Below are 24,713 nucleotides of genomic sequence, written 5' to 3' on the forward strand. Positions count from 1 at the left end.
TTTCTAAATCCTCTATTGTCAGGAAATCTCCCTAGTTTCCTGACTTTTTTATGCCTGCGCTAAAGCCAGCTGAGTCAGATAGAAACCAATTCCCAGTAGCAGTACACCGACAATCACACTGGATACGACATAACTAACAGCAATTGTTAGCGCCCCCTGTTTAAGTAGCTGAAAAGTTTCCAGACCAAAACTGGAAAAAGTAGTAAAACCGCCTAAGACCCCCACCATGAATAGCAGCCGTGCTTCATTCTGTAGAAAGCTGTATTTCTGGCTAAATGCAAAGAAGATCCCCGCACATAAACAACCGATAATATTGATCCACCAGGTCGGCCAGGGAAATAACATCTGCGGCTTGAAAATCAGCATGCCTGTTGTATAACGCAGTGTCGCCCCGATTGCGCCGCCCATTGCCACCAAAAGCCAGTTCATGTCCTCTCCGTTATCCTTCAATCCTGAATACGTCATCAGCCCTTATATTGGGCGAGAATAATGAATAACATCATGCACCTAAAATTGCACAATGAACATGGATCTTTGCCAAAAAATTGGTATATTCGACACCATTCATATTTATTTAAGTTCTAGAGGGAAACCCCATGGCTCAGGAATTACTGGCTCAATTGGCTGCTGGCGAAGCAAAATTTGCTGATGTAATTGCATTCATTGATGCACGCTATCAGCACACACCAACAGCTTTTAAAAATGGTCAACAAGCCAATGCTGCTACTGAAAACCAGGGTAGTGCAAAAGTATTCTCTTTTGCTAAATTGAATGGTCTGGATCAGGCGCAAACCTTAAGTCTGTTTGCTGAACACTATGCCGCAGTACTGGCAACGCCTGAAGCGACCGACCACCAGAATATCCGTCAGTTCATGATCAATGGCTGGGATGGCATTCAGTTTGAAGGCGAAGCGCTAGCTGCTAAATAAATGCTCAATCAAGCTATAAAAAAACCGCTCCTTTGAGCGGTTTTCTTTTCCTATAAATTGCCATGAATGAACTGTTATCACTAGCTACGTTGTACCTTTTCAATCCACTGAATTGAATTGACACGAAACACTTCACATGCACCATCACCTGTATCAGTCGGAGTCAATGATGAGGTCCACACCAGATCTTTATCTCGCACTTCAACCAGCTCGCCTTTCAAGCGGACCAGATCACCACGTTTGACCTGTTTAATGGCTTTGGCAATCTGCGGATTGGCAGGAATGATATGCATATTGGATACCATCTGCATGGCCTGTGCTTTAGGCACTGGAATACGATCCATTTTCCAGTTCAGATAGCGGTCATACTGGTTTACCGTGATATGCCGGGCAATTTCCGGTTCAGCGAATAGTCCCCAACTTACTGCATAATCAATCGGAGAAAACTTGGCTTGTGGATCATTATTATAAATTTTTGAACCCAAAATCCGGAAATCACCTTTAAACGGCTGCAATACCGAAATTGACTGGCCTTTTGCCACGGGTGGCAAGCCTTTGGCAATATTATGTTCTACGGATGCCTGTGACAGCACCGGTAGCATCAGACCCAGACACAGGGCAATATGCTTCATGCTTTTCAACCTCATCTTGCTTTTATCCCAACCATCTCAGTTCATCTGTTTACCAAATATCTTAGCGCGAACTTATGAAGGAAATAGTTGAAATTGGTAACAATGTGCTATGAATGAGTCGTACTAAAAATTATATTTACCAAGGAATTTTCGGTTAAGCTAAGCGCAATCCAGCAATAAATTGAACCTAAAATCATGCTGTATAAACTTTATCAAAAACATATTTTCCCGCACCTGCTAAATCAGGTCATGCAAACCGCATCACTCATGGATCTGCGCCGTGAACTGTTACTTGGGGTTTCTGGTGAAGTTCTGGAAATCGGTTTCGGTACCGGGCTGAATCTGCCCTTCTATCAAGGCGTAGATACTGTCTATGCCTTAGAGCCTAATCTCGAAATTTTTAAATTAGGCCAAGAGCGGATTCAGGTAGCGCCTTTTGTGGTTGAGCACATTCTTGCCAGTGCTGAAGTATTACCTTTTGATCGTGATCAGCTGGAAAATGTAGTTTCAACCTGGACTCTCTGCAGTATTCCTGATCTGCATCAAAGCCTAAAGGAGATTTACCGGGTACTGATGCCAGGTGGAACTTTGCATGTAGTAGAACATGTACTGAATCGGCAGAATCTGAACGTGCAGCGTTTACAGTATTTATTGACTCCGATTCAGAAGAAAGTCGCGGATGGCTGCCATCTTGATCGGGATATTGAAACTGCTTTACTTGAAGCTGGTTTTGAACTGGATGAAGTAAAATATGTCGATGCCGCTGGTATTCCAAGTATTGGACAGCGTATGTTGCTGGCCCGGGCACGTAAGCCTGTTTGATGCATTAAATAAAATCAATTCACCTGAATAGCATGCACTTTAAGCAACTGACATTGGGCGCGATGTTTCGACCCGATTCCTGCCTGAAAAGCCTGACCTGTAGTACCCGACTGTACAGTGACAATGTCACCCTGAAGATGAACCTGCTGTCCTGATTTCAGACGGCGAATCTGATTGGCAATATTTTCATTGGCGGCAATCAGGCTAAAATGCTGTACATGGGTTTTAATGGCTTCTTGCTCCGCTGTAGTGACCGCACCTTCAATCTGGAAGCAGCGTTTTGGCTGATCGAGCTGCAGTCTGGCCTGCATAGTGGGCAAAGGCTGAGTCGCCAGCAAGACATCAATATTGCTGACATAGGCCAGATCATTAAAAGTACCCACAAAGGGACTGGCCTGATGCAAGACCCGACGGTTTGGTTTGATAAACGATTTATCCAGCACTGTATACGTTGCTGAAACAGGCTGCACCGCTTCTACCTTAAAATTCTTAAGGACGCCGCTTTCTTCCAGATGAGGGATGGCGCGAAAATACTCTGACCAGACCCAGATCCCAAATGCGAATAGTGCTGCGGTGATCAGTAATTTATCCATATGATCTTTTCCTAATCCTCGAATTCTTCAAAATCGATACGGATGGTTTCAAAGCGTACCCGTCCTTCCTGAATTGCCCGGGCAATTGCCTGTTGCCCTTTGCTCAGCCGTGCGCCACCACTCTTGATATCGATCAGCACCACTTCAATATCTTCAGCCAGACCATCACCATCACGGAAGTCGGTATAACCATCAAAAACTACATAATCTACCGGATCACCCAAGAACTTTGCATCACTGGGTAAATATTGAAATTCAGGCATAATCGGTGCCAACTGTTCGGCCATTTTCCCCTTGAGTACAGCACGGCTGGTATTCACACTACGCTTCTGGGCCGCGGTCAGGGCCTGCTGATGTTCTAGTTCCAGCTCGGCAATGTAGTGTTCATATTCTGCCTTGATGCGGCCATTACGGCTTTGCCCCAGAATTAGTGTGGTCAGCACAATCCCGATACACGCTCCTATTAACATTGCCATCCATATGGACATTCAATCTTCCTTAATTTTCACTTAAGTTATGGTTAGATTCGACTGAAGTCGAGGTTTTCCGCCATCTGCCGATCAGAAAAGAATGATATGCTAGCAATGTACATAAATAAATCACCCCGACTCATGAAAACAATTTTAGTTGCAAATCAGAAAGGTGGTTGTGGCAAGACAATGACTGCCATCAGCCTAGCATCAGCACTGGCCCAAAAAGGTTACAAGGTTGCGCTTGCTGATGCCGACAACCAGAAATCTGCACTGCAATGGCTAAAACATCGCCCTGAAAATGCTGCACCAATTCAGAGTCTGGACTGGCGTAGTCCTAAATCTATTGGCGATGCACCCAAGAAAATCGAATACCTGATCATTGATGCGCCAGGCGCTTTAAATGGTGAGCATGCGGAACAACTGGTCAGTGAAGCACATGCCATTATCATTCCTTTACAGCCTTCATTTTTTGATATCGATTCGACCCGCCGTTTTCTTAAACATCTTCAGGAGATCAAGCGGATTCGTAAAGGTAAAGTCCAGATCCTGCTTCTGGCAAATCGTAACAGGCCGAATGCAGCATCGAATCAGGAAATTCAGCAGTTCTTTGACCGGATTGAACAGCAGCCAGTGGCATGGATTTCTGAACGTGCACCATATGGACGTCTGGCGATGGAAGGACTGTCGATTTTCGATAAACCGCAAAAAATTTACCGGGAAATGCAGGCACAATGGCAACCTGTATTAAATACCATTATCGATGATCCAGCCCAGTGGTTCTAAACTCACAGCGTACGATATCTTTTTTTTGATAAAAGAATCCGTATAACTTTGTCAGTGTACATTTGCGCCCGGCTTTTTTTCAGTTAATATGCCTGACAGACCTAAGGAATGAGTCATTGAATTCAGTGCAACAATACGCGCCTACATTACAAAAAGTTTTATTGTTTGGATTATTTTTTATCCTACTTTATTTGAGTTTTAATGTACTCAAATACTTTATTGTACCTGTAGTTTGGGCAGCCATTATTGCCTATATGACTTGGCCTCTGTATCAGTCTATCAAACGCTCTGTCGGTTCAAGACCGAACCTGAGTGCGATTATCATGATGATTATGGTAACGCTGGTGGTTGGTATTCCATTAACATTTGCCATCTTCCTGCTGCAACATGAAGGTCGTAGCCTGTATTACGAATTACAGAAACAGGTCTTTTCTGGTCATCTCAATGTTCCAGACTTTATTCGTAATCTGCCCCTCGTAGGTAAGGAAATTTCCCGTACCTTGCGTGATATCAATAACGACCCGAACAGCATTGTCCAGAATATTTCTATCTGGATTCAGGGGCACCTGAACTACGGTAAAGTGGTATTTAATGAAATCAGCAAAAACCTGATTAAATTAGGTTTTGCGATGCTGTCTTTGTTCTTTTTCTACCGTGATGGCGAAATCATTCTGAAACAGGTCAGCAAAGCCTTAGAAAAAGTGATTGGCCCACGTGTGCATCATTATCTGGATACCATTTCTGATACCACGCGTGCCGTGGTCTATGGTGTCGGACTGACTGCAATTGCACAGGCCCTCCTTGCGGGTGTGAGTTACTTCGTCGCAGGTGTGCCAAACCCGATGGTTCTGACCATTATTACTTTTATTTTTGCCCTGATTCCGTTTGGCCCACCTATGGCGTATGGTGCAGTATCCCTCTGGCTATTTTCACAAGGCCAAACCATCGAAGCGATTGGCGTGATGGCATGGGGCGTCTGTATCGTCAGCACGGCCGATAACGTGATTCGTCCATTGGTCATTTCCGGCGCGACCCAGATTCCATTCCTGCTGATCATGTTTGGTGTACTTGGTGGTATTGCCAGCTTCGGTCTGATTGGGGTATTTATCGGTCCAGTGATTCTGGCTGTACTACTGGCAATCTGGCGTGAATGGCTGCATGAAAATGGCCAGAATGAACCGCTGATGATGCCGAAAGCCACGCTGGCCTATGATCTGGAAGAAGAAAAGAAAGATCCACCAACATCGTCACTTTAAGTGGTGTTGGCAGCGCTTATATCGCATTACAAAGCTAAAACATTTAAGTGCTTAATCCATATAGAATTGTCATAAATTCTCTGTTTCAATGAGGACACAAAATCAAAATAAGTATGGGATGCCATATCATGTCTGCATTGTTTAAGTCATCAATGTTCAAGTTATCTGCACTGGGTATCATCAGTGCGGCCCTGTTCACTGGTTGTGCAACCTCTTCGACTCAACCAAGTATCGACAATATGAAAGCGGTTACGGTAAATGCTGTATCTCCACAAGGTGTGGGTCAGTCGATTGGTATGGTTTATCTGGCTGATAGTCCGGCGGGTCTGGTGATTCGTACCAATTTAAGCAACTTGCCTGCGGGTGAACGTGGTTTCCATATCCATGAAAATGGTTCATGTGCACCTGCTGAAAAAGACGGTAAAGTCGGCGCTGCAATTGCTGCGGGCGGTCACCTGAATACCAATCAGTCACCGAATCACGGTACGCCAATGAGTGGTCATCTCGGTGACTTGCCAGCGCTGAAAGTAGCTGCTGATGGTACTGCAAAAGTGACTGTGGTTGCACCACGCTTAAAGCTGGCTGATGTTCAAGGCCGTGCCATCATGGTTCATGCCGGTGGTGATAACTACTCTGATTCACCTAAACCACTTGGCGGTGGTGGTGACCGTATTGCCTGTGGCGTGATCTAATTCATTGACTAGAGCAAAGCACCTTCCCGGAGGTGCTTTTTTATATCTTATAAATCATACAGATCATTTTACCAATATAAAAATATAGCTAAAACCAACCACACAACTCTGAATTATTTATTTTAAATACAATTACTTATAGTTATAAAGCCTATTTATTCTGCTACTTATATCGGCTACACTCGTAGAGTTTCCAAATATTCTGACTTGCTTATGAACATCAAAACCCTACGCCTTGTTGGTCTGATTGAAGGTATTTCTTTCCTGCTGTTGTTATTTATCGCCATGCCAGTGAAGTACATGATGGACAATCCTGTTTTGGTGAAATATATCGGCATGGGGCATGGCGTGTTATTTATTCTTTTTCTGGTAGTACTGTTTGCGGTATGTGAAAAACAGAAATGGTCACTCAGTATGTTTATTATGGGCCTGATCGCTTCAATTCTGCCATTTGGGCCATTTATCTTTGATATGAAATTGAAAAAACTGGAGCAGCCGGCTGAAGCTTAATTTTGGGATTGCAATCATTATCAAATGGATAATGGATATTCCCTCTCCTTTTAAGAGATGAGCAGTACTGCAGCGCAAGGGGAAGATTATTTTATTAATATTTCCCTCTCTCTAACTCTCTCCCATAGGGAGAGAGGACTTCTTATATTTTTTCACTTTCTATTCTGAATTCCAAAAACTATTAAATTTATAATGAATGTTCCCTCTCCTCTCAGGAGAGGGTTAAGGTGAGGTTATTAAGAAAATAATATCAAAACTCCCCTCTTTCCTTTCTTTCTGCCATCAGTGTCTTTAAACATACTCTTGGAATGCCAAACCACAGTGCAATCAGCACAGTACAAGAAATACTATAACCCCAAATAGCATAAGCTTCATAAATCACCCGAACCAGCTCAATCACAGCGAAGAAGCTCAGCATCATCAGTACAGATAATGCAGCTGCTACGGTGCCCTTAGACACTTCAGAAGACATCAAAGCAAAACGGTAAATAACCGAAAAACTCAAGCCTTCACCGAAACTGATTAGAGTCATGCCAAGAATCAGGCAGTGTACAAAATAGTCTGGAATAAACAGCCCCGCGACGATGACCAATGTTCCAATAAACATCAGCGGGACGGCACGCATGACAGTGTGACCTAAGGGCATTTTGTCGATGATTTTCAGCAGGACCAGATTACCTGCAATCAGGCCGCCCAAGACTGGAATCTGGGCCAAACCATACTGCATACTGGTCAGGCCCAAATGCTCGACCAGCATGACTGGAGACAGTGCAATCCACAGCATTAACGGCATGCAGATGGTAGGCAATGACATGGTTAGTGTCACAAAGCGCTTATTCTTTAGTATTTCTTTGAAGTCATCCCAGATATAACTTAGCGGCTGTTTAACCCGACTGATTTGAGGGTCAGGCATTTTGGCTTTAAGACCAAACCAGCTCAAAAAAGCCAAGAAGGCTATGCCGATAAAGCCCCAATGCCAGGATACATGCTCAATCATAAAGGCACCGAGCACAGGCCCCAACAATGGTGCGAGCAAAGACACATTTGCCATGAGTGCCATGACTTTAATGGCATCACGTTCTTCAAAGGTTTCTTGAATTGCGGCATAACCTACTGCACCGATCACAGACAGGCCGAAGCCTTGTAAAAAGCGCAGTGCAATAAAGCTTTCAATATTCGGAGCAAACAGAATTGCCAGACAAGTTATAACAAAGAAAGCGACACCACCGAGTAATACAGTTTTACGACCGAGTCGATCTGATAAGGGCCCAAGCACAGCCGCAATAAATGCCCCACCCAATAAATAAAAAGACATGGACGACGGCGCCCAGGTACTGCTCACACCAAACTCTTTGGTAATAGCGAGCATGGCGGGTTGTACCAGGTCATTGCCGATATAGACGGAGAACTCAAACAGTACCAGCGCCAACGGGAACATAATGGTGGCACGGGTGAGTTTTGTCGTTTGAATATTTTGCATGGAAGAGTTAAGGCTCATTTACTCTTTTTAGAATTTTAAAAGAGCTGAATTTAAAAAATTGAGCGAAGTGTAGCAGAGTTTATTGTTTAAAGCTTTTTGGGTTAAGTCTATCTAAATATAACTATTTAATAACTTCTATAAGTTGCGTTTTTATAAATTTAAAATAAATTAAGCCATTCTTTAAAAAAAGAAAAAAGCGCATCCTTAAAATACGCTTTTAACTAAAACCTGTTTAAAGAGCAAACAATATTATGGACACGGCTCTTGCTGGAATTTTTTCTTATCATTTCCCCGCAAGCATTGATAAGCTTTCTGAATATTGACCAGCTCCCACTGACGACCATCCAGCTTAAAGTGATAAATGGTTTGAATGGCTTTTACCGAATCATCTTTCAGCCCGGTTTCTGTCACTTTCACCTGACCTGCAGTAGGTGACTCTATATTATTAAAGAATTGACGTAGTTCCACTGTTGCAATGTTCTCACGCAGTTCAGGGCGCAATTTTAAAACCTGCTCTAGTGGGGTATCTGGTGACTGTAATTTAAAAATTGTATCCTGCGTCGTTGCACAACCACCTGTTACAGCCACACCCAAAGTCAAAGTTGCCAATAAAATTATTCGTAGCATGGTCTTGTTTCCATTGTTGTCTTTATTATCAAAAACTATGATGCCGGGCTTTCTTTTTGCCGACTATTGAGACAATGTAAGTGTGATTACACAACAATAAAAAAAGCGCACCTTTCGATGCGCTTTTGTAAATTTGACCAGATTAAAGATCGAATAATTTACCCGGGTTCATGATGCCTTTCGGATCGAACACTTTTTTCAGGGCTTTCATATATTCGATTTCTTCAGCTGAACGTGAATATTCAAGATATGGCTTTTTGGTCATACCTACACCATGTTCCGCAGAAATTGAACCGTCATATTTTTTCACGGTATCAAATACGTACTTGTTTACGACCTGACATTTGGCAAAGAATTCATCTTTAGACAAATCAGCAGGTTTTAAGATATTTAGGTGTAAATTACCGTCACCAATATGACCGAACCAGCAGATCTCAAAGTCAGGATAGTTCTCAGAAACAATCGCATCAATTTCTTTAATAAATGCTGGGACGTGAGTGATTAGAACTGAAATGTCATTTTTATATGGAATAAATGGCGCAATAGATTCTGAAATGTCTTCGCGTAAACGCCATAAGCTTTCTACCTGATCAAGGCTTTGGCTCATCACGCCGTCCAATACCCAGCCCTGCTCCATACAATGCTCGAAGATTTCCATCGCCTTGTCCATAATCGGCTCAAATGGCGCTTCAAACTCAAGCAATACATAGAATGGGCATTCAGTTTCAAATGGACGCTGTACATGTCCATTGGCCAGGACTTTTTGCATTGCCAGTTCACCAAAGAACTCAAATGCGGTTAAATCAATTTTTGCCTGGAAAGCGTGGAGCACTGGCATCACTGCTTCAAAGTCAGGCACACCCAGTACCATCACTTGTAAATCTTGTGGTTGACGTTCTAATTTAATTTCTGCTTCAGTCACTAGACCCAGCGTACCTTCACCACCGATGAATAAGTGTTGTAGTGCATAACCGGTTGCATTCTTGATCATGCCTTTGTTCAGGCGCAGGATATCCCCTTTACCGGTTACCACAGTCAGGCCAAGTACCCAGTTACGGGTCATGCCATATTTGATCACTTTAATGCCGCCAGCATTGGTCCCGATGTTACCGCCAATTTGCGATGAACCCGCAGACGCAAAATCTACCGGGTAGTACATACCCTGTTCTTCAGCATAGTTTTGCAACTGTTCAGTCACGACACCTGCCTGCACGCGTACCATACGGTCTGCCGGGAAGAATTCCAGAATCTGGTTCATCTTGTCCATGCTGACTACGATCTCGCCGTTGGCAGCCACTGCACCTGCAGAAAGACCAGTACGACCACCTGATGGTGTCACTGCAACGTTAAATTGGTTCGCCAATTTTACGATGTCTTGAACCTGCTCAGTGGTTGATGGGAAAACGATGACTGACGGGTTTGGATCAAAGTGCTTAGTATGATCGCGACCCCAATTCTGGAGGCTGTCCGTATCGGTTTTAATACGGTTTTCACCCACAATTGCAGTCAATTGGGTCAATAACTCAGGGGTTAAAGCGACTGGAGCATTCATCGTTTGCAGACCTAGCATGAAGTAAACAAGAGAGAGGTCGTCTGTTCATTCGCATATTTTTCAGGCATCAAGGCCTGTATGAAATTCAGACGATACATGACCATTAAAGCATCAAAACGGGCTGCTTTAAAAGCATGGCGCAATATTATAAGCTATTTTTAGGCGATTCCCTGAAAAAATGACAATTTAGCTAATATACCTTTGAAAATGATAGTTTAATTCAACCAGAATCATCATTTTCACCAATATCACTTGCAAAAATACCTGATATTCACGTCACGAAGGAAATGTAAATCAGGTACTTTCCTATGCTATTATACCGCGACTAAATTTGGCCTTTGTAGCGGAGCCGTAATGAGCCAACATCTATCTCTACCTAAAGATAAAATCCGTTTTCTATTGCTAGAAGGCGTTCACCAGAACGCAATCGACACATTGAATGCAGCTGGATATACCAACATCGACTATCGCAAAACGGCGCTTGAGGGTGAAGCACTGAAAGAAGCGATCAAAGATGCGCACTTCATTGGTATCCGTTCCCGTACTCAGCTCACTGAAGAAGTGTTTGAAGCTGCGAACAAACTGATCGCGGTAGGATGTTTCTGTATCGGTACCAACCAGGTAAATCTGGATGCAGCAATGCGTCGTGGTATTCCGGTATTCAACGCACCATATTCAAATACTCGTTCGGTTGCTGAACTTGTACTTGCTGAAGCAATTCTTCTTCTTCGCCGTGTACCTGAAAAATCGACAGATACACATGCAGGCGGCTGGAACAAATCTGCTGTAGGTTCATTCGAAACACGTGGTAAGACTTTAGGTATCGTAGGTTACGGTTCAATCGGCTCACAACTTTCTGTGCTTGCTGAAAGCATGGGTATGAAAGTCATCTACTTCGATACAGTGACTAAATTGCCTTTAGGTAATGCACGTCAGGTCGGTTCATTAGGTGAACTTTTGGCAAATGCTGACGTGGTATCTCTACACGTGCCAGATGTTCCGTCTACACGTAACTTCATGACCAAAGACCAGTTCGCGCAAATGAAAGAAGGTTCTATCTTCATTAACGCGGCACGTGGTACCTGTGTTGTGATCGAAGACTTGGCGGATGCACTGAAAGCAGGTCACCTTGCAGGTGCCGCGGTTGACGTATTCCCGAAAGAGCCGAAAGCGAACGGTGAAGAATTCGTTTCTCCACTGCGTAACATTCCAAACGTGATTCTGACTCCACACGTGGGCGGTTCTACTATGGAAGCTCAGGCGAATATTGGTCTGGAAGTTGCTGAAAAATTCGTGGCCTATTCTGACAAAGGTATGACACTTTCTGCGGTGAACTTCCCAGAAATTGCGCTTCCATTGACTGAAGGCAAACACCGTCTGCTTCACATCCACAAAAACATCCCGGGTGTTCTGTCTAAGATTAACAATCTGTTTGCTGAACACGGCATCAACATCTCTGGTCAGTCTTTAATGACCAAAGGTGATGTAGGTTACCTCGTAATGGATGTAGATGCGACTGCATCTAAAGAAGCACTTGATACGCTACACGAAGTTGAAGGCACGATTCGCGTACGCGTATTGTTCTAATTCAACTACTGAAAAAACCGCAGGCTTCGGTCTGCGGTTTTTTTTATTTTTTAGGGATTTATTTTCCCTGAGTACAGTCCGCTCCTGTGCGCAGTATTCGATTACTTCGAAGCCAAATTTAGTCATGCCAGATTTTAAAATTGCACCGATGGTGCAAGCGCCACTGATTTTGCTGATCGCCATGATCAGCATGCAAAGCAGTGGCTCCTTTGCCAAATATCTGTTTGGCCAGTTCCCGATCCTGACCGTTTCAGCCATGCGCCTGCTCTTAGGTGCAGCCGTGTTGGCGTTGATTTTTAAAATCTGGAAAATCAATTTCCGTCAGGTGAAATGGTCAGCGATTATCAGTTATGGCTTAGCGCTGGCTGGCATGAATATGCTGTTCTATCTGGCGATTGATCGCCTGCCACTTGGTATTGCAGTTTCTTTTGAATTTATTGGACCACTCAGTGTGGCGCTATTTCATGCTCGGCAGAAATTTGATTTTATCTGGGTCGGACTGGCAATTCTAGGACTGGTACTGCTGTTTCCCTTTGATCAGGCTGCACAGCAGCTTGATCCGATTGGTATTCTATTTGCCTTGAGTGCAGGTGCCTGCTGGGCACTGTATATCGTCGCGGGACAGAAGCCTTCTGGTGTTTCCGGCAACCATACCGTGTGCTTAGGCATGTTTGTCGGTATGCTGGTACTGATGCCAATTGCACTCTTTGCAGGAATGCCAGCTCATACTTTTGAACCGATCAGCCTGATGTACTTTTTAGCTCTGGCAATATTGGCCAGTGCGCTGCCCTTTACTCTGGAAATGATTGCACTTAGAAATTTAACGGCTTTGAGTTTTGGAACCTTGATGAGTCTGGAACCTGCAATTGCAGCATTTTCCGGTTTTATCTTTTTGGATGAAACTTTATTATGGACCCAATGGCTGGCATTAGGCACAATCATTAGCGCTTCAATTGGCTGTACGGTGACCATGCAAAAGCGCAAAAATAAAAATATTTAAATCATTGATCATTTTCTACTGTAGGAATTTTTAAATTCAAAGTTTTGCGCAGTGATTTTTACACTTTGAATTTAAAATTTTCTGGTCATTTATGGAGCTTAAAAATTTAAATTCATTTGCTTTAAATTTAAGGCAGCGGTTCACAAAATATTCTCTCCGCCTACTCATCAAAAATTAACCAGTTTGCTATAATCTGCCTTTCTCCCTGACCTGAATTCTGTGCCTGCCTGGCATATCAAACTCCCATGCCAAACGCCCAACTCCTTGCTGTGTTGTACATGGTTTTATCCATGACTTCATACCAGATCAGTGCATCCTTTGCGAAGCAATTATTTACTGTACTGGACCCGCTGACAGTAACCATTTTGCGTCTATGTTTTGCCGCCATTATTGTCTGTGTGATGTTCCGTTCCTGGAAAATTATCTCGCGACTGCCCTATCTCAAATGGAAAGATTTACTCTGCTACAGTGCAGCACTGGGCCTGATGAATATCCTGTTTTATATGTCACTGGGCAGACTGCCTCAAGGGATTGCAGTCGGCCTGGAATTTGTAGGACCACTAGGGCTGGCACTGTTATCGATTAAAAATCGCAGTGATTATATCTGGGTAATTCTGGCCATTTTAGGAATCGCATTGATGGTGCCATGGGGACAAGCTGCCAATCATCAGTTTGACCTGCTGGGTGCTGCCTGTGCATTAGGTGCTGGTCTATGCTGGGCCTTCTATATTTTCTTTGGTCAGCGTGTGGTACAGCAGAATATGGGTATGCATGCCCTGACCATTGCCATCAGTATTTCTGCGCTGTGTTTACTCCCATTCGGGCTATATCACAATGCGGCAGCAGTTCTCGATACCCAGCATTGGGGCAAAGCCATTACTATTGCAATTCTGGCAACAGCGATTCCCTATGCGCTGGATCTGAAAGCACTTAAACAGCTGAACAAGATGAGCTATGGCACACTGTCCAGCCTTTCTCCTGCGCTGGCAGCCTTAACCGGTTTTATCCTGCTTGGTGAACGTATCGGCGTATTACAATGGATTGCTTTGGCCTGTATTATGCTGGCTTCTGTCGGGGTCACATTACGTGCTGCACGTCAGGCCAGAAAGGCAAAAACAGCTTAAAGATCTCTTAAAAAAAGATGGCTGAACAGCCATCTTTTTTATATTCTAAGTTTTGAATTTAAAACTTAACTTTGTACCAGCATGTCTTTTTTCATATCTTTATAACGCTGATATTCATTCTTGTACTGCACAGCTAAAGCGGTCTTTTGCTCTTCTCCAAGAATTTTACCTGCCTGCTGAAAGAAGCCATGTTCTTCTTCTTTTAAGTGATGATGAACCTTTTCTGAAAGTCTTTTGGCAATCGCAATCCAGCCCGGATTACTAAATTCGGTTGCAGTCAGCTCTTCAATCATCTCATCCATTTCATGATGTTCTGCCAAGGCATGACGGGTAATATTCAATCCCGAATCAGTCATCATCAATGGAATATAGAAATAGCGGTCTTCTGCGGTTTCATGGGCAAAGAGTTCGTTTTTAAGCTGCTTGAACAACTCACGGCGTTCTGCCGTATCCCCGGAAGTTTGTAATAATTTTTCAGCGAGATCACGCTGAATTTCATGACTTTCCCTGAGTGCTTCAAAAATGGTGGTCATGTAATTTTTCTCCTGTTTTTGTCATGCCTTTTTGCATCATAAAGAGGAAATGGCAAGGGTTCAGGAGGTTTTATAAGTAGAAATTGTATAAAAAACTTTAATATCGAGAATGGTTTACATCTATTTTTAAATCAAAAACATCTGATAAGCCATCCGGCAGATTAGTAAACTGACCAGTATGAGAAACAGAATCCGGATAAAACCACTGCCATATTTAAAGGCCAGTTTCACCCCAACGATCGAGCCTGCAATATTCGCCACCGCCATCATGGCACCGACCATAAACAGCACATGACCTGTTGGAATAAAGAAACTCAGTGCGGCCAGATTCGTGGTGAAATTGGCAATTTTCGAAAGTGCTGACGCATGTAAAAAATCTACGCTCAGATAACGGATAAAGAAAAAGATAAAGAAACTGCCCGTGCCCGGACCAAAAATTCCGTCATAGAACCCGATCATCAAGCTACCAATGGCAGCGAACATCAGCATTTTCCGTGTCAATTTTTGCTCGACATGTACCCGGCCGAACTGTTTTTTCATGAAAGTATAGACCGCGATCACGATCAGCATGACCAACACAAAAGGCTTGAGAATATCGACCGGAATTAGCGTAACGCTGGCCGCGCCAGCAAAAGAACTGATATAGCTACATAAGGCAACCACGCCGAGCAAAGCCCACGGCAATTTTACCTGTCGCAAATAAGAAAGTGCCGCAGAGGCAGTGCCGAAAATGGAAGCCAGCTTATTGGTACCGAACACGGTCGCTGGCTGCAGATATGGTAAGCTGCTCATAATCGCTGGAATCTGGATCAGACCACCACCACCGACGGCGGCATCAATTGCCCCTGCCATAAAGGCAAAGCCAATCAGACTGATGATGATCTCGATGTCCATATCAACTTTCTCTTAATATTTACTAGAGATTTAACACACGCTTCGGCACCAGACGTTTTTTATCGGTGATTTCGGCCAGTCCCAGGCATTTCTCACCATCAAAGACCAACACTTGAGGTTCTGCCGGATGATCAATATTGCTTTCCATACCATGGCTAAAATATTCAGCACGGCCTTCTGGCACTTGAACCTGCGGAAAATGCTGCACGGGTGCATAAGCCGGTAGCAATAAAGCTTCACGCTCTTCTTCGCTCAGGCTTTCCAGATATTCAATGGTATAACTTGGAATGATGTCAAAATGACCCGTTTGTGTACGGTGCAAATAAGTCAGATGACCATAAGTACCCAATGCCTTAGCAATATCTTCACCCAGTACACGGATATACGTGCCTTTAGAACAGGTCACGTCCAGCGTGATGCTATTTTCAGTAAAAGATAAAAGTTCGATGGCATAAATGGTAATTGGACGCGCTTCACGCTCAATTTCAATACCTTTACGCGCCAGCTCATACAGTGGACGACCTTCTTTTTTCAGTGCTGAATACATCGGTGGTACTTGCTGGATTTCACCAACAAATTGGGCAATCGTATCCTTGATTAGTTGTTCATTCAGTTCAGGAACAGCTTGTTCAAGCAGGATTTCCCCCTCGACATCACCGGTAGTCGTGTTATGACCTAGAAAAATAGTCGTTTGATAACGCTTGGTTGAATCCAGCAGATAATGCGAAAACTTGGTCGCTTCTCCCAGACAGACTGGCAATAAACCAGATGCCAGTGGATCCAACGCACCTGTGTGTCCGGCTTTTTGCGCACGATACAGCCAGCGTACTTTTTGCAGTGCAGCATTTGAGCTGATGCCTAGGGGCTTATTTAACAGGAACACACCGCTGATATGACGACGCTGAATTTTAGGAGATGAAGATTTCATGGCAAAAAATCAGACAATTTTTAAGTTGGCGCAATGGTAAAACCCTGGTCAATGTTTTACAACTTTTCTATGCTATTCAATCTGTATTTATGGCATATTGAGCCGATTCATTTCTTGATAATAATTGAAGAAAAACAAAATAAAGGTGCATAGGACATGCAGAAATATAAAATATGGATCATTATTGCTTTAGTGATCCTGTGTCTGGTCACGCTGTTACTGTGGCTTTCCCCTCAGGATGAAAAGCAGACTGCGCATGAACCAGGTAGCGCTCAGCCAGCCATGCTAGATACAGAAGCAAACGCCCTGAATTTCAGTGCTCAGAACAATACTTTTTTTGCCAGCGCCAGCCAGCAGGATACCGAAATCAACTGTAAGATGCAGCTGGATAGCAGTAATCGCCTGATCGTGAATGAACAGACCCGTAACTGTTTTGAATATTTCATTACCCAGTACGGTGAAAAAACCATTGAACAGATTCAGCAGGACTTTAAGACCTATATTTCTCAGAACCACAAAGAGCCTGCCCTGTCCCAGATTCTGGATCTGTGGGATCGCTATATGCAGTATCGTCAGAGTCTTGGTGAAATAACCCCACCTGCCGGTCTGAATCAGGAAGATCCTGCCTATTACCGCAGTATCTATACCAGCACCCAGAATCTGCGTAAACGATTTTTCTCTAATTATGAAATTGAAGGACTGTTTGGTACCGAAGATACTTATCATGAATATACGCTGGACCGTATGGCAGTTCTGGCAGATAAGAACTTAAGTGAAGCTGAAAAAGCACATAAATTGAAAGAACTGTTTCAACAGTTACCGGAAGATTGGCAGGAAAATCTGGAGCAGCTCAATAAGCTGGAAGATCTACGCAAACTGACCGCAGATATTAAAGCGCGGGGTGGCTCGACTGAAGAAATCCGCCAGATGCGTTTAAATCTGGTGGGCCCTGAAGCCACACAACGTCTGGAAAATCTGGATAGTAAACGCACGAGCTGGAAGTCCAGTGTGACCAGCTATTTAAATGAGCGTGATAGCATTATGCAAAGCGGCCTGAATGACAGTGCCAAGCAAAAAGCAGTTCAAGAGCTACGTGCGCAGCATTTCAAAAAACCGGAAGAACGTCTACGTGTAGAAACTTTTGAACAGGTACATGATCAGGGAGGTAAGCTACCCTTCGCAGATTAAGCCTAAAAGCCATCACCTGTTGATGGCTTTTTTATCAATGCCATTTGGACAATTTTGTACTTGACCTTCAAGGAGCTACTTCTATGATTGTTTCAAAATATTTTCTTTTACATAAATTTACTTAAGCAAATTATAAATATTTCAAAGACTTTTTATTTAAATACATGTGTATATAAAAAATACACTTAAAATTAAACTTCCTTCCGTCAAACATGTCCCCAAATGACATGGTTTCAGACAGCTAAAATGAAAAAATACCGCTACTTACAAAGAAAAATGGCTCAGTCACTCAAGACTAAGACTGTATTTTATTTTAAAACGTCTGATGGTGTGGGCTACATCACTCTAGAAAAGCAATGATTGCTTGAATAATGATAAAATTAAAAAGGGACGGTTATGCGTACTTTCAACAAGACAGCACAGTTACTGACTGTGACTTTAGCAGCGGCTTTAGGCTTAAGCTTTGCTGCACAAACCCAAGCAGCGGCAAGTGCCACACAAGTTATCGAAAAGACCAAGTCCGATTATGCCAAAACCAAATATCCGATCTTGATGGTACATGGATGGCTAGGCTGGTCACGCATTGGTACCGATAGCATCGGACTGGATTACTGGTATCAGATTCTGCCGGATATGGCTCGTAATGGCTCCACCGTATTTGCTGCACAATTGTCTCCGGCAAATACCACGATGCATCGCGGTGAACAACTGATTCATCAGGTTGAAGATGTTCTGGCCATTACCGGCAAGAAAAAACTGAACTTGATTGGTCATTCCCATGGTGGGCCGACGGTACTCTATGTTGCAGCGACCCAACCGCAGTATATCGCTTCGATTACCGGCGTGGCAGGCACCTACCACGGTTCCAAAGTCGCAGATGATATCCAGAACAATAGCCTGAGCCGTACTGCCTTCAACATTCTAGGTGATTATATTGTTGGACCATTAATTGCGCTGGGCCAGTTGAAGCCCGAACTGGAGATTGATTTTGATGCCTCCATGAAATCTCTGACCCAGACCGGATCTAATACCTTTAATGCCACCGTGGCACAGCAAATGGTGAAAGATGGGGTACTGGCTTCGAACGAAAACTGTAATAAAAATTTAAAACAGAAAGACAGCAAAGGCATTCATTACTATTCCTGGACAGGCGTAGCCCAAGCTACCAATGCTCTGGATATTGATACGATCCTGATGCAGTTAGGTCCTTTATCATATGGCAATAAAGACAATGATGGCATGGTGTCACGTTGTAGCGCGTTCATGGGTAAAGTCATCCATGACCAGTACAAACTTAACCATACTGATCTGGCCAATATGATGTTTGGTCTAAAAGGGATGTTTGCACCAGATCCGGTTGCTCTCTATCGCCAGCACGCCAACCGGCTCAAATTACAGGGCTTATAACGCGAGTGCCTATATTTCCAGTGAAATATAGGCTTTTTTTCTGATTCTTTTTTATTTGGCTTATCCGTGATCTGAAAGCTGTAATGGAAAAATAATAGATCACTTAAGTCTTTGCTGTGGGTTTCCCGATTGGCTGACCCTTATTTTTTAATCAAGCACCACCTTTATAACCGTAACAGCATAGAAAACTGAGTTCCTGCGATAAGGGAACTTTGCACAACAGGATGAGGATCATCCGGTTAAAACAACAAAGTGAGGAAAATATAATGAAATGTGGAGTGTTAATCACTGGTCTACTACTGGTGGGTACATGCCTCAGCGCTCAGGCATCCACCCAAGCCAGCCAGGTCACTGCAAAAGCCAGTTCCAGCTATGCGAAAACCAAATATCCAATTGTTTTTGCACATGGCATGGCAGGCTTTATTCGGATCGGTACCGATCAGTTTGGCTTAGATTACTGGTATCAGATTCTGCCAGATCTGGCGCGTAACGGCGCCAATGTCTGGGCAACCCGTGTTTCACCATTCAATTCCTCCGAAATCCGCGGTGAACAACTTCAACATCAAGTTGAAGAAATTCTGGCGATTACCGGTGCAGAGAAAGTCAACTTGATTGGTCATTCTCACGGCGGTCCAACCATTCGCTATGTCGCAGGTGTAGCACCGGCTCTAGTTGCTTCTCTGACTTCAGTCGGCGCACCACATAAAGGTTCCCCTGTTGCAGACCTGATCCTGCAAGCAGAAGGAACACCTGTACAAGGTCCTTTAGTGGGAGGAATCAATCTGGTATCTAAAGCCATTACTTGGGCACAAGGTCTGGATCCAAACAGTTTCCCACATGACTCTCTGGCGGGTGGTAGCAGTCTAACCTTGGCAGGATCTGCAAAATTTAATCAGAAATATCCAATTGGTATGCCAACTACAGCTTGTGGTGAAGGTGCCTATCAACAGAAAGGCATTTACAACTATTCATTCACAGGTGTTGGTCAAGTCACGAACCTGCTTGATCCTGATTCAGCACTTAAAGTCACTGCCCTGCTCATTGATGGTGGCAAAGAAAATGATGGGCTGGTATCACGCTGTAGCGCCAAGTTCGGTAAAACCATTCGTGATAATTACAACTGGAACCATCTGGATGAAGTGAATATGGTGCTTGGCTTGAAAAACCTGTTTGCTCCAGATCCGGTGGATGTTTACCGTCAACATGCCAACCGGTTAAAACTACAAGGCTTATAAAGCAATTTGTATGATCAGCCCTAGTCAACATGAGTAGGGCTTTTTCATATCTTCTTAAAATGGAACTTTATGAAACTTAATATTGCATTGATGCTATTAGCCATGACATCAACCTTGAATGTTCAAGCCAATATCTCTCATCGCCAACAAGCAGAAACAAAATTTATCATATCAAGCTATGCAAAACCCAATACCCGATTGTCTTTGCACATGCACTCCTCAGCTTTAATCGCTTAGCAACAGAAAATTTAGCAATGGATTATTGATATCAAATCCTGCCTGATTTGGCACGAAATGATTCCACCGCTTTTGCAACATGTATGTCCCCATTTAAGCGAATTATGTGGCTCAACTTCAGGAAGTCCTAGCCATTACAGGTGCGAAAAAACTCAATTTAATTGGGCATAGCCATGGTGTACATGCGGTATGTTATGCTGCGAGTGTGATGCCTAAGCGAATTGTCTCTGTATTAACGGTAGGCGGTGCCAATCAAGGCACGGTTTTGCATCTGATGTTATGAAAATAGCGAATAGCACAGGCACTGCTGAACTACTAAATGTACTAATTAATACCTTCGAAAATGTACTGCTGTGGGCACAAAGACTAGATGGGCAAACGTTCCCTCACAACGCATTGCCAGCCGGTCATAGCACTTCTATGGAAGGAACAGCCGAATTTAACCAACGTTTTAATACGGGACTATTCTTAAAGAAATGTGGTGAAGGAAAATATCAAGAGCACTATATTCAATCACCGGTAATCAGCCTGCAATCAATGCCTTGAATATCAGTGATGTGGCCATCAAAGCCTTAAATAGATTATCTGCCTATAAAAGAAGCTGCCAATGATGGCATCATATCGATGTGTATTGCAAAATTTGGTAAAACTATCCGTGATAATTATCCATGGAATCATTTAGATGAAATTAACCTGATGTTTGGCATCAAAGGGACTTTTGCACCGGATCCTGTCAATGTCTACCGCCAATATGCCAACCGCTTAAAGTTGCAAGGGCTATAAAATTCAAGTATAAAAAAATGCGCCAAGAGACGCATTTTTTTGCTTTAAAGCAAGGCTAAAATTAACCTTGTTTACGAGCTGGCAACTTTTCACGAATACGTGCAGCTTTACCAGAAAGTTCACGTAGGTAGTAAAGTTTAGCACGACGAACATCACCACGACGTTTCACTTCAATCTTAGCAACGATTGGAGAGTGAGTTTGGAATACACGCTCAACGCCAACACCGCTAGAAATTTTACGTACTGTGAACGCAGAGTTCAGACCACGGTTTTTCTTAGCGATTACAACGCCTTCAAACGCCTGTAGACGTTCACGGTCGCCTTCTTTTACTTTTACTTGGACAACTACTGTGTCACCTGGTGCAAAAGCTGGGATGTCTTGTTTAAGCTGAGCATTTTCAACAGCTTGAACTAAAGGATGCTTACCGCTCATGGGGTATCTCCAATATTGTGGGTCAGAAGAGGTCTGATATCCACTGGGGCTAGAGGCTAAAGCGCATAGACCCGATTGACTTTCCCTTTATGCTTGACCGCTTCAATGCATAAAGAGTCTATTTAAGTGTGGCAAAAAAGCGAAGCTTCTTGCCTTTTGCGCTCGGAGAATAAATTAAGATCTATTTCCTTGCAAATCTTTTAGCCATTTTTTTTGTTGCTTTGTCAGTTCGACTTGTTCGACCAATTCAGGTCGACGTTCAAGCGTACGCTGATAACGCTGCAAAAAACGCCATTTTTCAATATTGGCATGATGTCCCGATTTTAAAATGTCTGGCACATCCATACCCTCAAAATGGTCTGGCTTGGTATATTGCGGACAATCTAAAAGACCATCCACAAATGAGTCTTGCACATGGGATTGTTCATCCGACATCGCACCCGGAAGTCTCCGGATAATACTGTCCAATAAAACCATCGCAGGGAGTTCACCACCCGACAATACGTAATCGCCAATCGACCATTCCTGATCAACATATTTCTGGATCAAACGCTCATCGACACCTTCATAACGTCCGCACAATACGATCAGTCCGTCATATTTAACGAAGTCCTGTACCGCAGGTTCATTTAAGGTTTTTCCTTGCGGTGACATATATACCACAGGAACATGAACTGCACCCGCTTGCGTTGCAAGCTCTTTGGCACGATGAATTGCTTTCGCTAATGGCTCAGCCATCATCACCATACCGGGACCACCACCAAATGGACGTTCATCCACCCGTTTGTAATTCCCTTCAGCAAATTCGCGTGGATTGATGCAATGAATTTGCGTCAAATCACGTTGTGCTGCGCGCCCGCTAATACCGAAACGTGTAATCGCTTCAAACATTTCAGGAAAAAGCGTAATGACTGCAAAAAACATCGCAGACTCCCGTGTTTCCAAAAATGTTAGTAGTCTACGCCCCAATTGACATAGATACGACCCGCTTCGAGATCAACGCGTTGTACCACATCTTTATGCCATGGAATCATACGCTCTTCGCCATCGACGCTGTCAGCAGTTGCGCGAACCACCATCACATCATTGGCGCCTGTTTCAAACATTTCATGGATTTGACCAAGATTGATTTCCTGTTCGTCATCATCCAGACCTAATACGATTAAGCCTTTCAAATCTGACCAGTAATACTCGTCCACACCTGCTTGAGGCAGTTGCGATTTTGAAATCCAGACATTTGCGCCAACCAATTCGTCCGCCCCAGTGCGGTCAACCACACCTTTCAGCGAAACAACCAGACCTTTGCCATGCGGTTTCCAACGTTTTACATCGACAATTTGCCAACCTGCTTTGGTCTCAATGTACCAAGGCAGATAGTCAAATATGTTGCTCATGGGTTCTGTATTGGAATAGACCCAGAGCCACCCATTTAATCCATATGCTGAACGTAGCTGTCCAATCTGAATACGATCTTCGGGAACATTCTGTGTTGGTGTCATGGGCTAGCTACTACCGTATTAAACAGCAGCTGCAGCTTTCTTAGCTTGGGCAGCTAAAGAAGCAACACGATCAGAAGGCTGCGCGCCTTGAGATACCCAGTGAGCAAAACGGTCAGCGTCTAAACGTAGTTTTTCTGCTTTACCTTGAGCTGTAGGGTTGAAGAAACCGATACGTTCGATGAAACGACCGTCACGTGCATTACGGCTATCAGTCACAATGATTTGATAGAACGGACGTTTTTTAGCACCACCGCGTGCAAGACGAATAACAACCATGATAGAACCTTATAGTTTTTACGGATTATTCATGTACCGACCACCGGAACACTTCAAACCCCTTTCATAGAGGGCAATATTTTACGCGAAGTTTGCCCTGAATGAAAGATTAAAAGTTAGTTATCCACAATTTTGAATTTGGTTAGCGTCCATCCCAGTTTGATATGGCAGATGGAGTACATGCTGTACCAGAATTATCTGTACCTTGGGTCCAACAACGCTCACCTTTAAAATTTAAACCAATATGGCCATCACGATATTGTGTTGCAGTCGAAATTGGTGTTGCAATCAAGACCCATCTTTCAGAACCTAAAGGTGTCGTATTTTTTACACTCCCATCTGTATCAATCCATTTTAAAGCTACTGTATAAAGAGGAGTTCCTTGTTCCGGATAGGCTGCTTTAATCCCGAAATCATTAGCAACTGCGCCTTTTACCTTAAAATTTGCAATTTTATAACGCTGTATCTGGGAAGCAATCTGCAGCATACTTGCCTGCATCTCCGTTCTTTTTGTTTTACGCACGTGTTGTTGATAGGAGGGATAAGCAATTGCAGCCAGAATACCAATAATAGCAACAACTATCATCAGCTCAATAAGCGTGAATGCTCGTTGATAAGTTTGCATTACCATGTTTCCGCTCCCGTGCCACAACTGGCATCATCTGCTCCTTTAATATTGTCCTCGATATTGTCATAAGATTTATTTTTACACTGTATGCCTGTACTCGTCATGAGAAAACTATAATTGCTATCATCTGCATTTTCAGCAACAATCACCCAACTTTGCCCTGCAACATTGGAGTCTGTAAGGGCTTTAGTCGGTTCAAGTCCATCGGTTACCGTAAAGCTGGCATAACCATTGATAGTCTTTACTGCCAAGTTATAGCCAAGATAGTTGAAATTGCGTGATTTCCACCGTTCTAGCTCACTGGCAATACGCTGTACTTCTTGCTGTGCCTGTGCTGCTTGAGCTTTACGAACTTGGGCTTGATAGCTGGGGATAGCGATTGCAGCAAAGATTGCCACAATCACCACCACAACCATAAGTTCAATGAGCGTAAAACCTGAACAACGATAAATAAAACTTTTACGTTTCGCTTCGACTTGCGGAATATATTCCTTATTTGCGGTTGTATAAAACAATAATCCATACTTCGAGTGAGCTAAATGAAGCTCCCGCAAAACCATGCTTGAGCTTAAACGAGTAATATTTTCAATCCGTTTTTGCATACCCCCCCCT

31 protein-coding genes are annotated in these 24,713 nt (G+C 43.5%); 15 read left to right on the forward strand and 16 right to left on the reverse strand.

Features of this window, described 5'->3' with window-relative positions; all coding sequences use genetic code 11:
- Positions 1-48: 48 nt before the first annotated feature.
- Positions 49-429, reverse strand: a complete 381-nt coding sequence (gene crcB / locus ACTJIX_RS08640; protein WP_071319834.1) for a fluoride efflux transporter CrcB — start codon at positions 427-429, stop codon at positions 49-51.
- A gap of 167 nt (positions 430-596) precedes the next feature.
- On the opposite strand from crcB, the gene ACTJIX_RS08645 reads away from it, so the two are divergent.
- Positions 597-929: a HopJ type III effector protein gene (locus ACTJIX_RS08645; protein ID WP_071319833.1), complete on the forward strand. Its 333-nt coding sequence runs from the start codon at positions 597-599 to the stop codon at positions 927-929.
- Between the two features lie 80 nt (positions 930-1,009).
- Here ACTJIX_RS08645 and ACTJIX_RS08650 read toward each other — a convergent pair whose 3' ends face one another.
- Positions 1,010-1,561, reverse strand: coding sequence for a hypothetical protein (locus ACTJIX_RS08650; protein ID WP_004809895.1), 552 nt, complete (start codon positions 1,559-1,561; stop codon positions 1,010-1,012).
- Positions 1,562-1,756: 195 nt separating this feature from the next.
- Here ACTJIX_RS08650 and ACTJIX_RS08655 point away from each other — a divergent pair, with 195 nt between their 5' ends.
- Positions 1,757-2,383, forward strand: coding sequence for a class I SAM-dependent methyltransferase (locus tag ACTJIX_RS08655; RefSeq protein WP_071319832.1), 627 nt, complete (start codon positions 1,757-1,759; stop codon positions 2,381-2,383).
- A 14-nt stretch (positions 2,384-2,397) separates the two neighbouring features.
- Here ACTJIX_RS08655 and ACTJIX_RS08660 read toward each other — a convergent pair whose 3' ends face one another.
- Together ACTJIX_RS08660 and ACTJIX_RS08665 are read right to left on the reverse strand one after the other, a co-directional pair.
- Positions 2,398-2,976, reverse strand: coding sequence for a hypothetical protein (locus ACTJIX_RS08660; protein ID WP_071319831.1), 579 nt, complete (start codon positions 2,974-2,976; stop codon positions 2,398-2,400).
- 11 nt (positions 2,977-2,987) lie between these two features.
- Complete coding sequence (locus tag ACTJIX_RS08665) at positions 2,988-3,464, reverse strand: Holliday junction resolvase-like protein (protein ID WP_034592066.1); 477 nt, start codon at positions 3,462-3,464, stop codon at positions 2,988-2,990.
- Positions 3,465-3,587: 123 nt separating this feature from the next.
- Between ACTJIX_RS08665 and ACTJIX_RS08670 the strand changes: the two genes are divergently transcribed.
- The 4 genes from ACTJIX_RS08670 to ACTJIX_RS08685 all read left to right on the forward strand — a co-directional run bounded on the left by ACTJIX_RS08670 (position 3,588) and on the right by ACTJIX_RS08685 (position 6,690).
- Positions 3,588-4,232: a ParA family protein gene (locus tag ACTJIX_RS08670; RefSeq protein WP_163170828.1), complete on the forward strand. Its 645-nt coding sequence runs from the start codon at positions 3,588-3,590 to the stop codon at positions 4,230-4,232.
- A gap of 116 nt (positions 4,233-4,348) precedes the next feature.
- On the forward strand, positions 4,349-5,488 hold the full coding sequence (locus tag ACTJIX_RS08675; protein ID WP_004896196.1) for an AI-2E family transporter: 1,140 nt from the start codon (positions 4,349-4,351) through the stop codon (positions 5,486-5,488).
- A 128-nt stretch (positions 5,489-5,616) separates the two neighbouring features.
- Complete coding sequence (sodC, locus tag ACTJIX_RS08680) at positions 5,617-6,180, forward strand: superoxide dismutase family protein (protein ID WP_071319829.1); 564 nt, start codon at positions 5,617-5,619, stop codon at positions 6,178-6,180.
- Between the two features lie 213 nt (positions 6,181-6,393).
- The gene (locus tag ACTJIX_RS08685; protein ID WP_005223415.1) at positions 6,394-6,690 is read left to right on the forward strand and encodes a DUF3817 domain-containing protein; all 297 of its coding nucleotides are present in this window, start codon (positions 6,394-6,396) and stop codon (positions 6,688-6,690) included.
- A gap of 250 nt (positions 6,691-6,940) precedes the next feature.
- Here ACTJIX_RS08685 and ACTJIX_RS08690 read toward each other — a convergent pair whose 3' ends face one another.
- The 3 genes from ACTJIX_RS08690 to ACTJIX_RS08700 all read right to left on the reverse strand — a co-directional run bounded on the left by ACTJIX_RS08690 (position 6,941) and on the right by ACTJIX_RS08700 (position 10,349).
- Entirely contained in the window at positions 6,941-8,170 is a 1,230-nt protein-coding gene (locus ACTJIX_RS08690) for an MFS transporter (protein WP_440611343.1), read from the reverse strand.
- Between the two features lie 249 nt (positions 8,171-8,419).
- Positions 8,420-8,797, reverse strand: coding sequence for a hypothetical protein (locus ACTJIX_RS08695; RefSeq protein ID WP_005223419.1), 378 nt, complete (start codon positions 8,795-8,797; stop codon positions 8,420-8,422).
- Positions 8,798-8,939: 142 nt separating this feature from the next.
- The gene (locus ACTJIX_RS08700) at positions 8,940-10,349 is read right to left on the reverse strand and encodes an FAD-binding oxidoreductase (RefSeq protein WP_071319887.1); all 1,410 of its coding nucleotides are present in this window, start codon (positions 10,347-10,349) and stop codon (positions 8,940-8,942) included.
- A 354-nt stretch (positions 10,350-10,703) separates the two neighbouring features.
- On the opposite strand from ACTJIX_RS08700, the gene serA reads away from it, so the two are divergent.
- The 3 genes from serA (at position 10,704) to ACTJIX_RS08715 (ending at position 14,060) form a co-directional block, all read left to right on the forward strand.
- Positions 10,704-11,936 (forward strand): phosphoglycerate dehydrogenase, encoded by a 1,233-nt coding sequence (serA, locus tag ACTJIX_RS08705; protein WP_048881791.1) that lies wholly within the window; start codon positions 10,704-10,706, stop codon positions 11,934-11,936.
- A gap of 124 nt (positions 11,937-12,060) precedes the next feature.
- Positions 12,061-12,936, forward strand: coding sequence for an EamA family transporter (locus ACTJIX_RS08710; protein WP_440611344.1), 876 nt, complete (start codon positions 12,061-12,063; stop codon positions 12,934-12,936).
- Positions 12,937-13,181: 245 nt separating this feature from the next.
- Positions 13,182-14,060: an EamA family transporter gene (locus ACTJIX_RS08715; protein ID WP_004809922.1), complete on the forward strand. Its 879-nt coding sequence runs from the start codon at positions 13,182-13,184 to the stop codon at positions 14,058-14,060.
- Positions 14,061-14,125: 65 nt separating this feature from the next.
- Here the strand turns inward: ACTJIX_RS08715 and ACTJIX_RS08720 are convergent, their stop codons facing one another.
- From ACTJIX_RS08720 to truB, 3 genes are all read right to left on the reverse strand, one after another.
- Entirely contained in the window at positions 14,126-14,593 is a 468-nt protein-coding gene (locus tag ACTJIX_RS08720; RefSeq protein ID WP_004809925.1) for a hemerythrin domain-containing protein, read from the reverse strand.
- A 126-nt stretch (positions 14,594-14,719) separates the two neighbouring features.
- Positions 14,720-15,487 (reverse strand): sulfite exporter TauE/SafE family protein, encoded by a 768-nt coding sequence (locus tag ACTJIX_RS08725; protein ID WP_071319822.1) that lies wholly within the window; start codon positions 15,485-15,487, stop codon positions 14,720-14,722.
- A 22-nt stretch (positions 15,488-15,509) separates the two neighbouring features.
- A complete protein-coding gene (gene truB, locus ACTJIX_RS08730) occupies positions 15,510-16,415 on the reverse strand; it encodes a tRNA pseudouridine(55) synthase TruB (protein WP_440611345.1) in 906 nt (301 codons plus the stop codon).
- Positions 16,416-16,571: 156 nt separating this feature from the next.
- Here truB and ACTJIX_RS08735 point away from each other — a divergent pair, with 156 nt between their 5' ends.
- From ACTJIX_RS08735 to ACTJIX_RS08760, 6 genes are all read left to right on the forward strand, one after another.
- Positions 16,572-17,603, forward strand: a complete 1,032-nt coding sequence (locus ACTJIX_RS08735; RefSeq protein ID WP_440611346.1) for a lipase secretion chaperone — start codon at positions 16,572-16,574, stop codon at positions 17,601-17,603.
- 396 nt (positions 17,604-17,999) lie between these two features.
- Positions 18,000-19,010 (forward strand): lipase family alpha/beta hydrolase, encoded by a 1,011-nt coding sequence (locus tag ACTJIX_RS08740; protein WP_440611347.1) that lies wholly within the window; start codon positions 18,000-18,002, stop codon positions 19,008-19,010.
- Positions 19,011-19,276: 266 nt separating this feature from the next.
- The gene (locus ACTJIX_RS08745) at positions 19,277-20,245 is read left to right on the forward strand and encodes an esterase/lipase family protein (RefSeq protein ID WP_427942338.1); all 969 of its coding nucleotides are present in this window, start codon (positions 19,277-19,279) and stop codon (positions 20,243-20,245) included.
- 343 nt (positions 20,246-20,588) lie between these two features.
- On the forward strand, positions 20,589-20,765 hold the full coding sequence (locus ACTJIX_RS08750; protein ID WP_440611348.1) for a hypothetical protein: 177 nt from the start codon (positions 20,589-20,591) through the stop codon (positions 20,763-20,765).
- Entirely contained in the window at positions 20,762-21,028 is a 267-nt protein-coding gene (locus ACTJIX_RS08755) for a hypothetical protein (RefSeq protein ID WP_440611349.1), read from the forward strand. The genes ACTJIX_RS08750 and ACTJIX_RS08755 overlap by 4 nt, the downstream gene beginning before the upstream one ends.
- Positions 21,029-21,106: 78 nt before the next feature.
- Positions 21,107-21,265: a hypothetical protein gene (locus ACTJIX_RS08760; protein WP_440611350.1), complete on the forward strand. Its 159-nt coding sequence runs from the start codon at positions 21,107-21,109 to the stop codon at positions 21,263-21,265.
- 61 nt (positions 21,266-21,326) lie between these two features.
- On the opposite strand, the gene rplS is transcribed toward ACTJIX_RS08760, so the two are convergent.
- The 6 genes from rplS to ACTJIX_RS08790 form a co-directional block, all read right to left on the reverse strand.
- Positions 21,327-21,698 carry a 50S ribosomal protein L19 gene (gene rplS, locus ACTJIX_RS08765; RefSeq protein WP_004787066.1) on the reverse strand — a complete coding sequence of 124 codons (372 nt, stop codon included), beginning with the start codon at positions 21,696-21,698 and terminating at the stop codon, positions 21,327-21,329.
- 174 nt (positions 21,699-21,872) lie between these two features.
- The gene (gene trmD, locus ACTJIX_RS08770; protein ID WP_440611351.1) at positions 21,873-22,622 is read right to left on the reverse strand and encodes a tRNA (guanosine(37)-N1)-methyltransferase TrmD; all 750 of its coding nucleotides are present in this window, start codon (positions 22,620-22,622) and stop codon (positions 21,873-21,875) included.
- A gap of 26 nt (positions 22,623-22,648) precedes the next feature.
- Complete coding sequence (rimM, locus tag ACTJIX_RS08775; RefSeq protein ID WP_017400863.1) at positions 22,649-23,197, reverse strand: ribosome maturation factor RimM; 549 nt, start codon at positions 23,195-23,197, stop codon at positions 22,649-22,651.
- Between the two features lie 18 nt (positions 23,198-23,215).
- Positions 23,216-23,473, reverse strand: coding sequence for a 30S ribosomal protein S16 (rpsP, locus tag ACTJIX_RS08780; RefSeq protein ID WP_005013161.1), 258 nt, complete (start codon positions 23,471-23,473; stop codon positions 23,216-23,218).
- Between the two features lie 142 nt (positions 23,474-23,615).
- Positions 23,616-24,104: a type IV pilin protein gene (locus ACTJIX_RS08785; protein ID WP_103799812.1), complete on the reverse strand. Its 489-nt coding sequence runs from the start codon at positions 24,102-24,104 to the stop codon at positions 23,616-23,618.
- Positions 24,098-24,703 (reverse strand): type IV pilin protein, encoded by a 606-nt coding sequence (locus ACTJIX_RS08790; RefSeq protein WP_440611352.1) that lies wholly within the window; start codon positions 24,701-24,703, stop codon positions 24,098-24,100. Before ACTJIX_RS08790 ends, ACTJIX_RS08785 begins: the two co-directional genes overlap by 7 nt.
- Between the last annotated feature and the right edge of the window lie 10 nt (positions 24,704-24,713).

Origin of the sequence: Acinetobacter sp. 22323, from assembly GCF_052044895.1 — a bacterium.
Classification (GTDB): domain Bacteria; phylum Pseudomonadota; class Gammaproteobacteria; order Pseudomonadales; family Moraxellaceae; genus Acinetobacter; species Acinetobacter schindleri.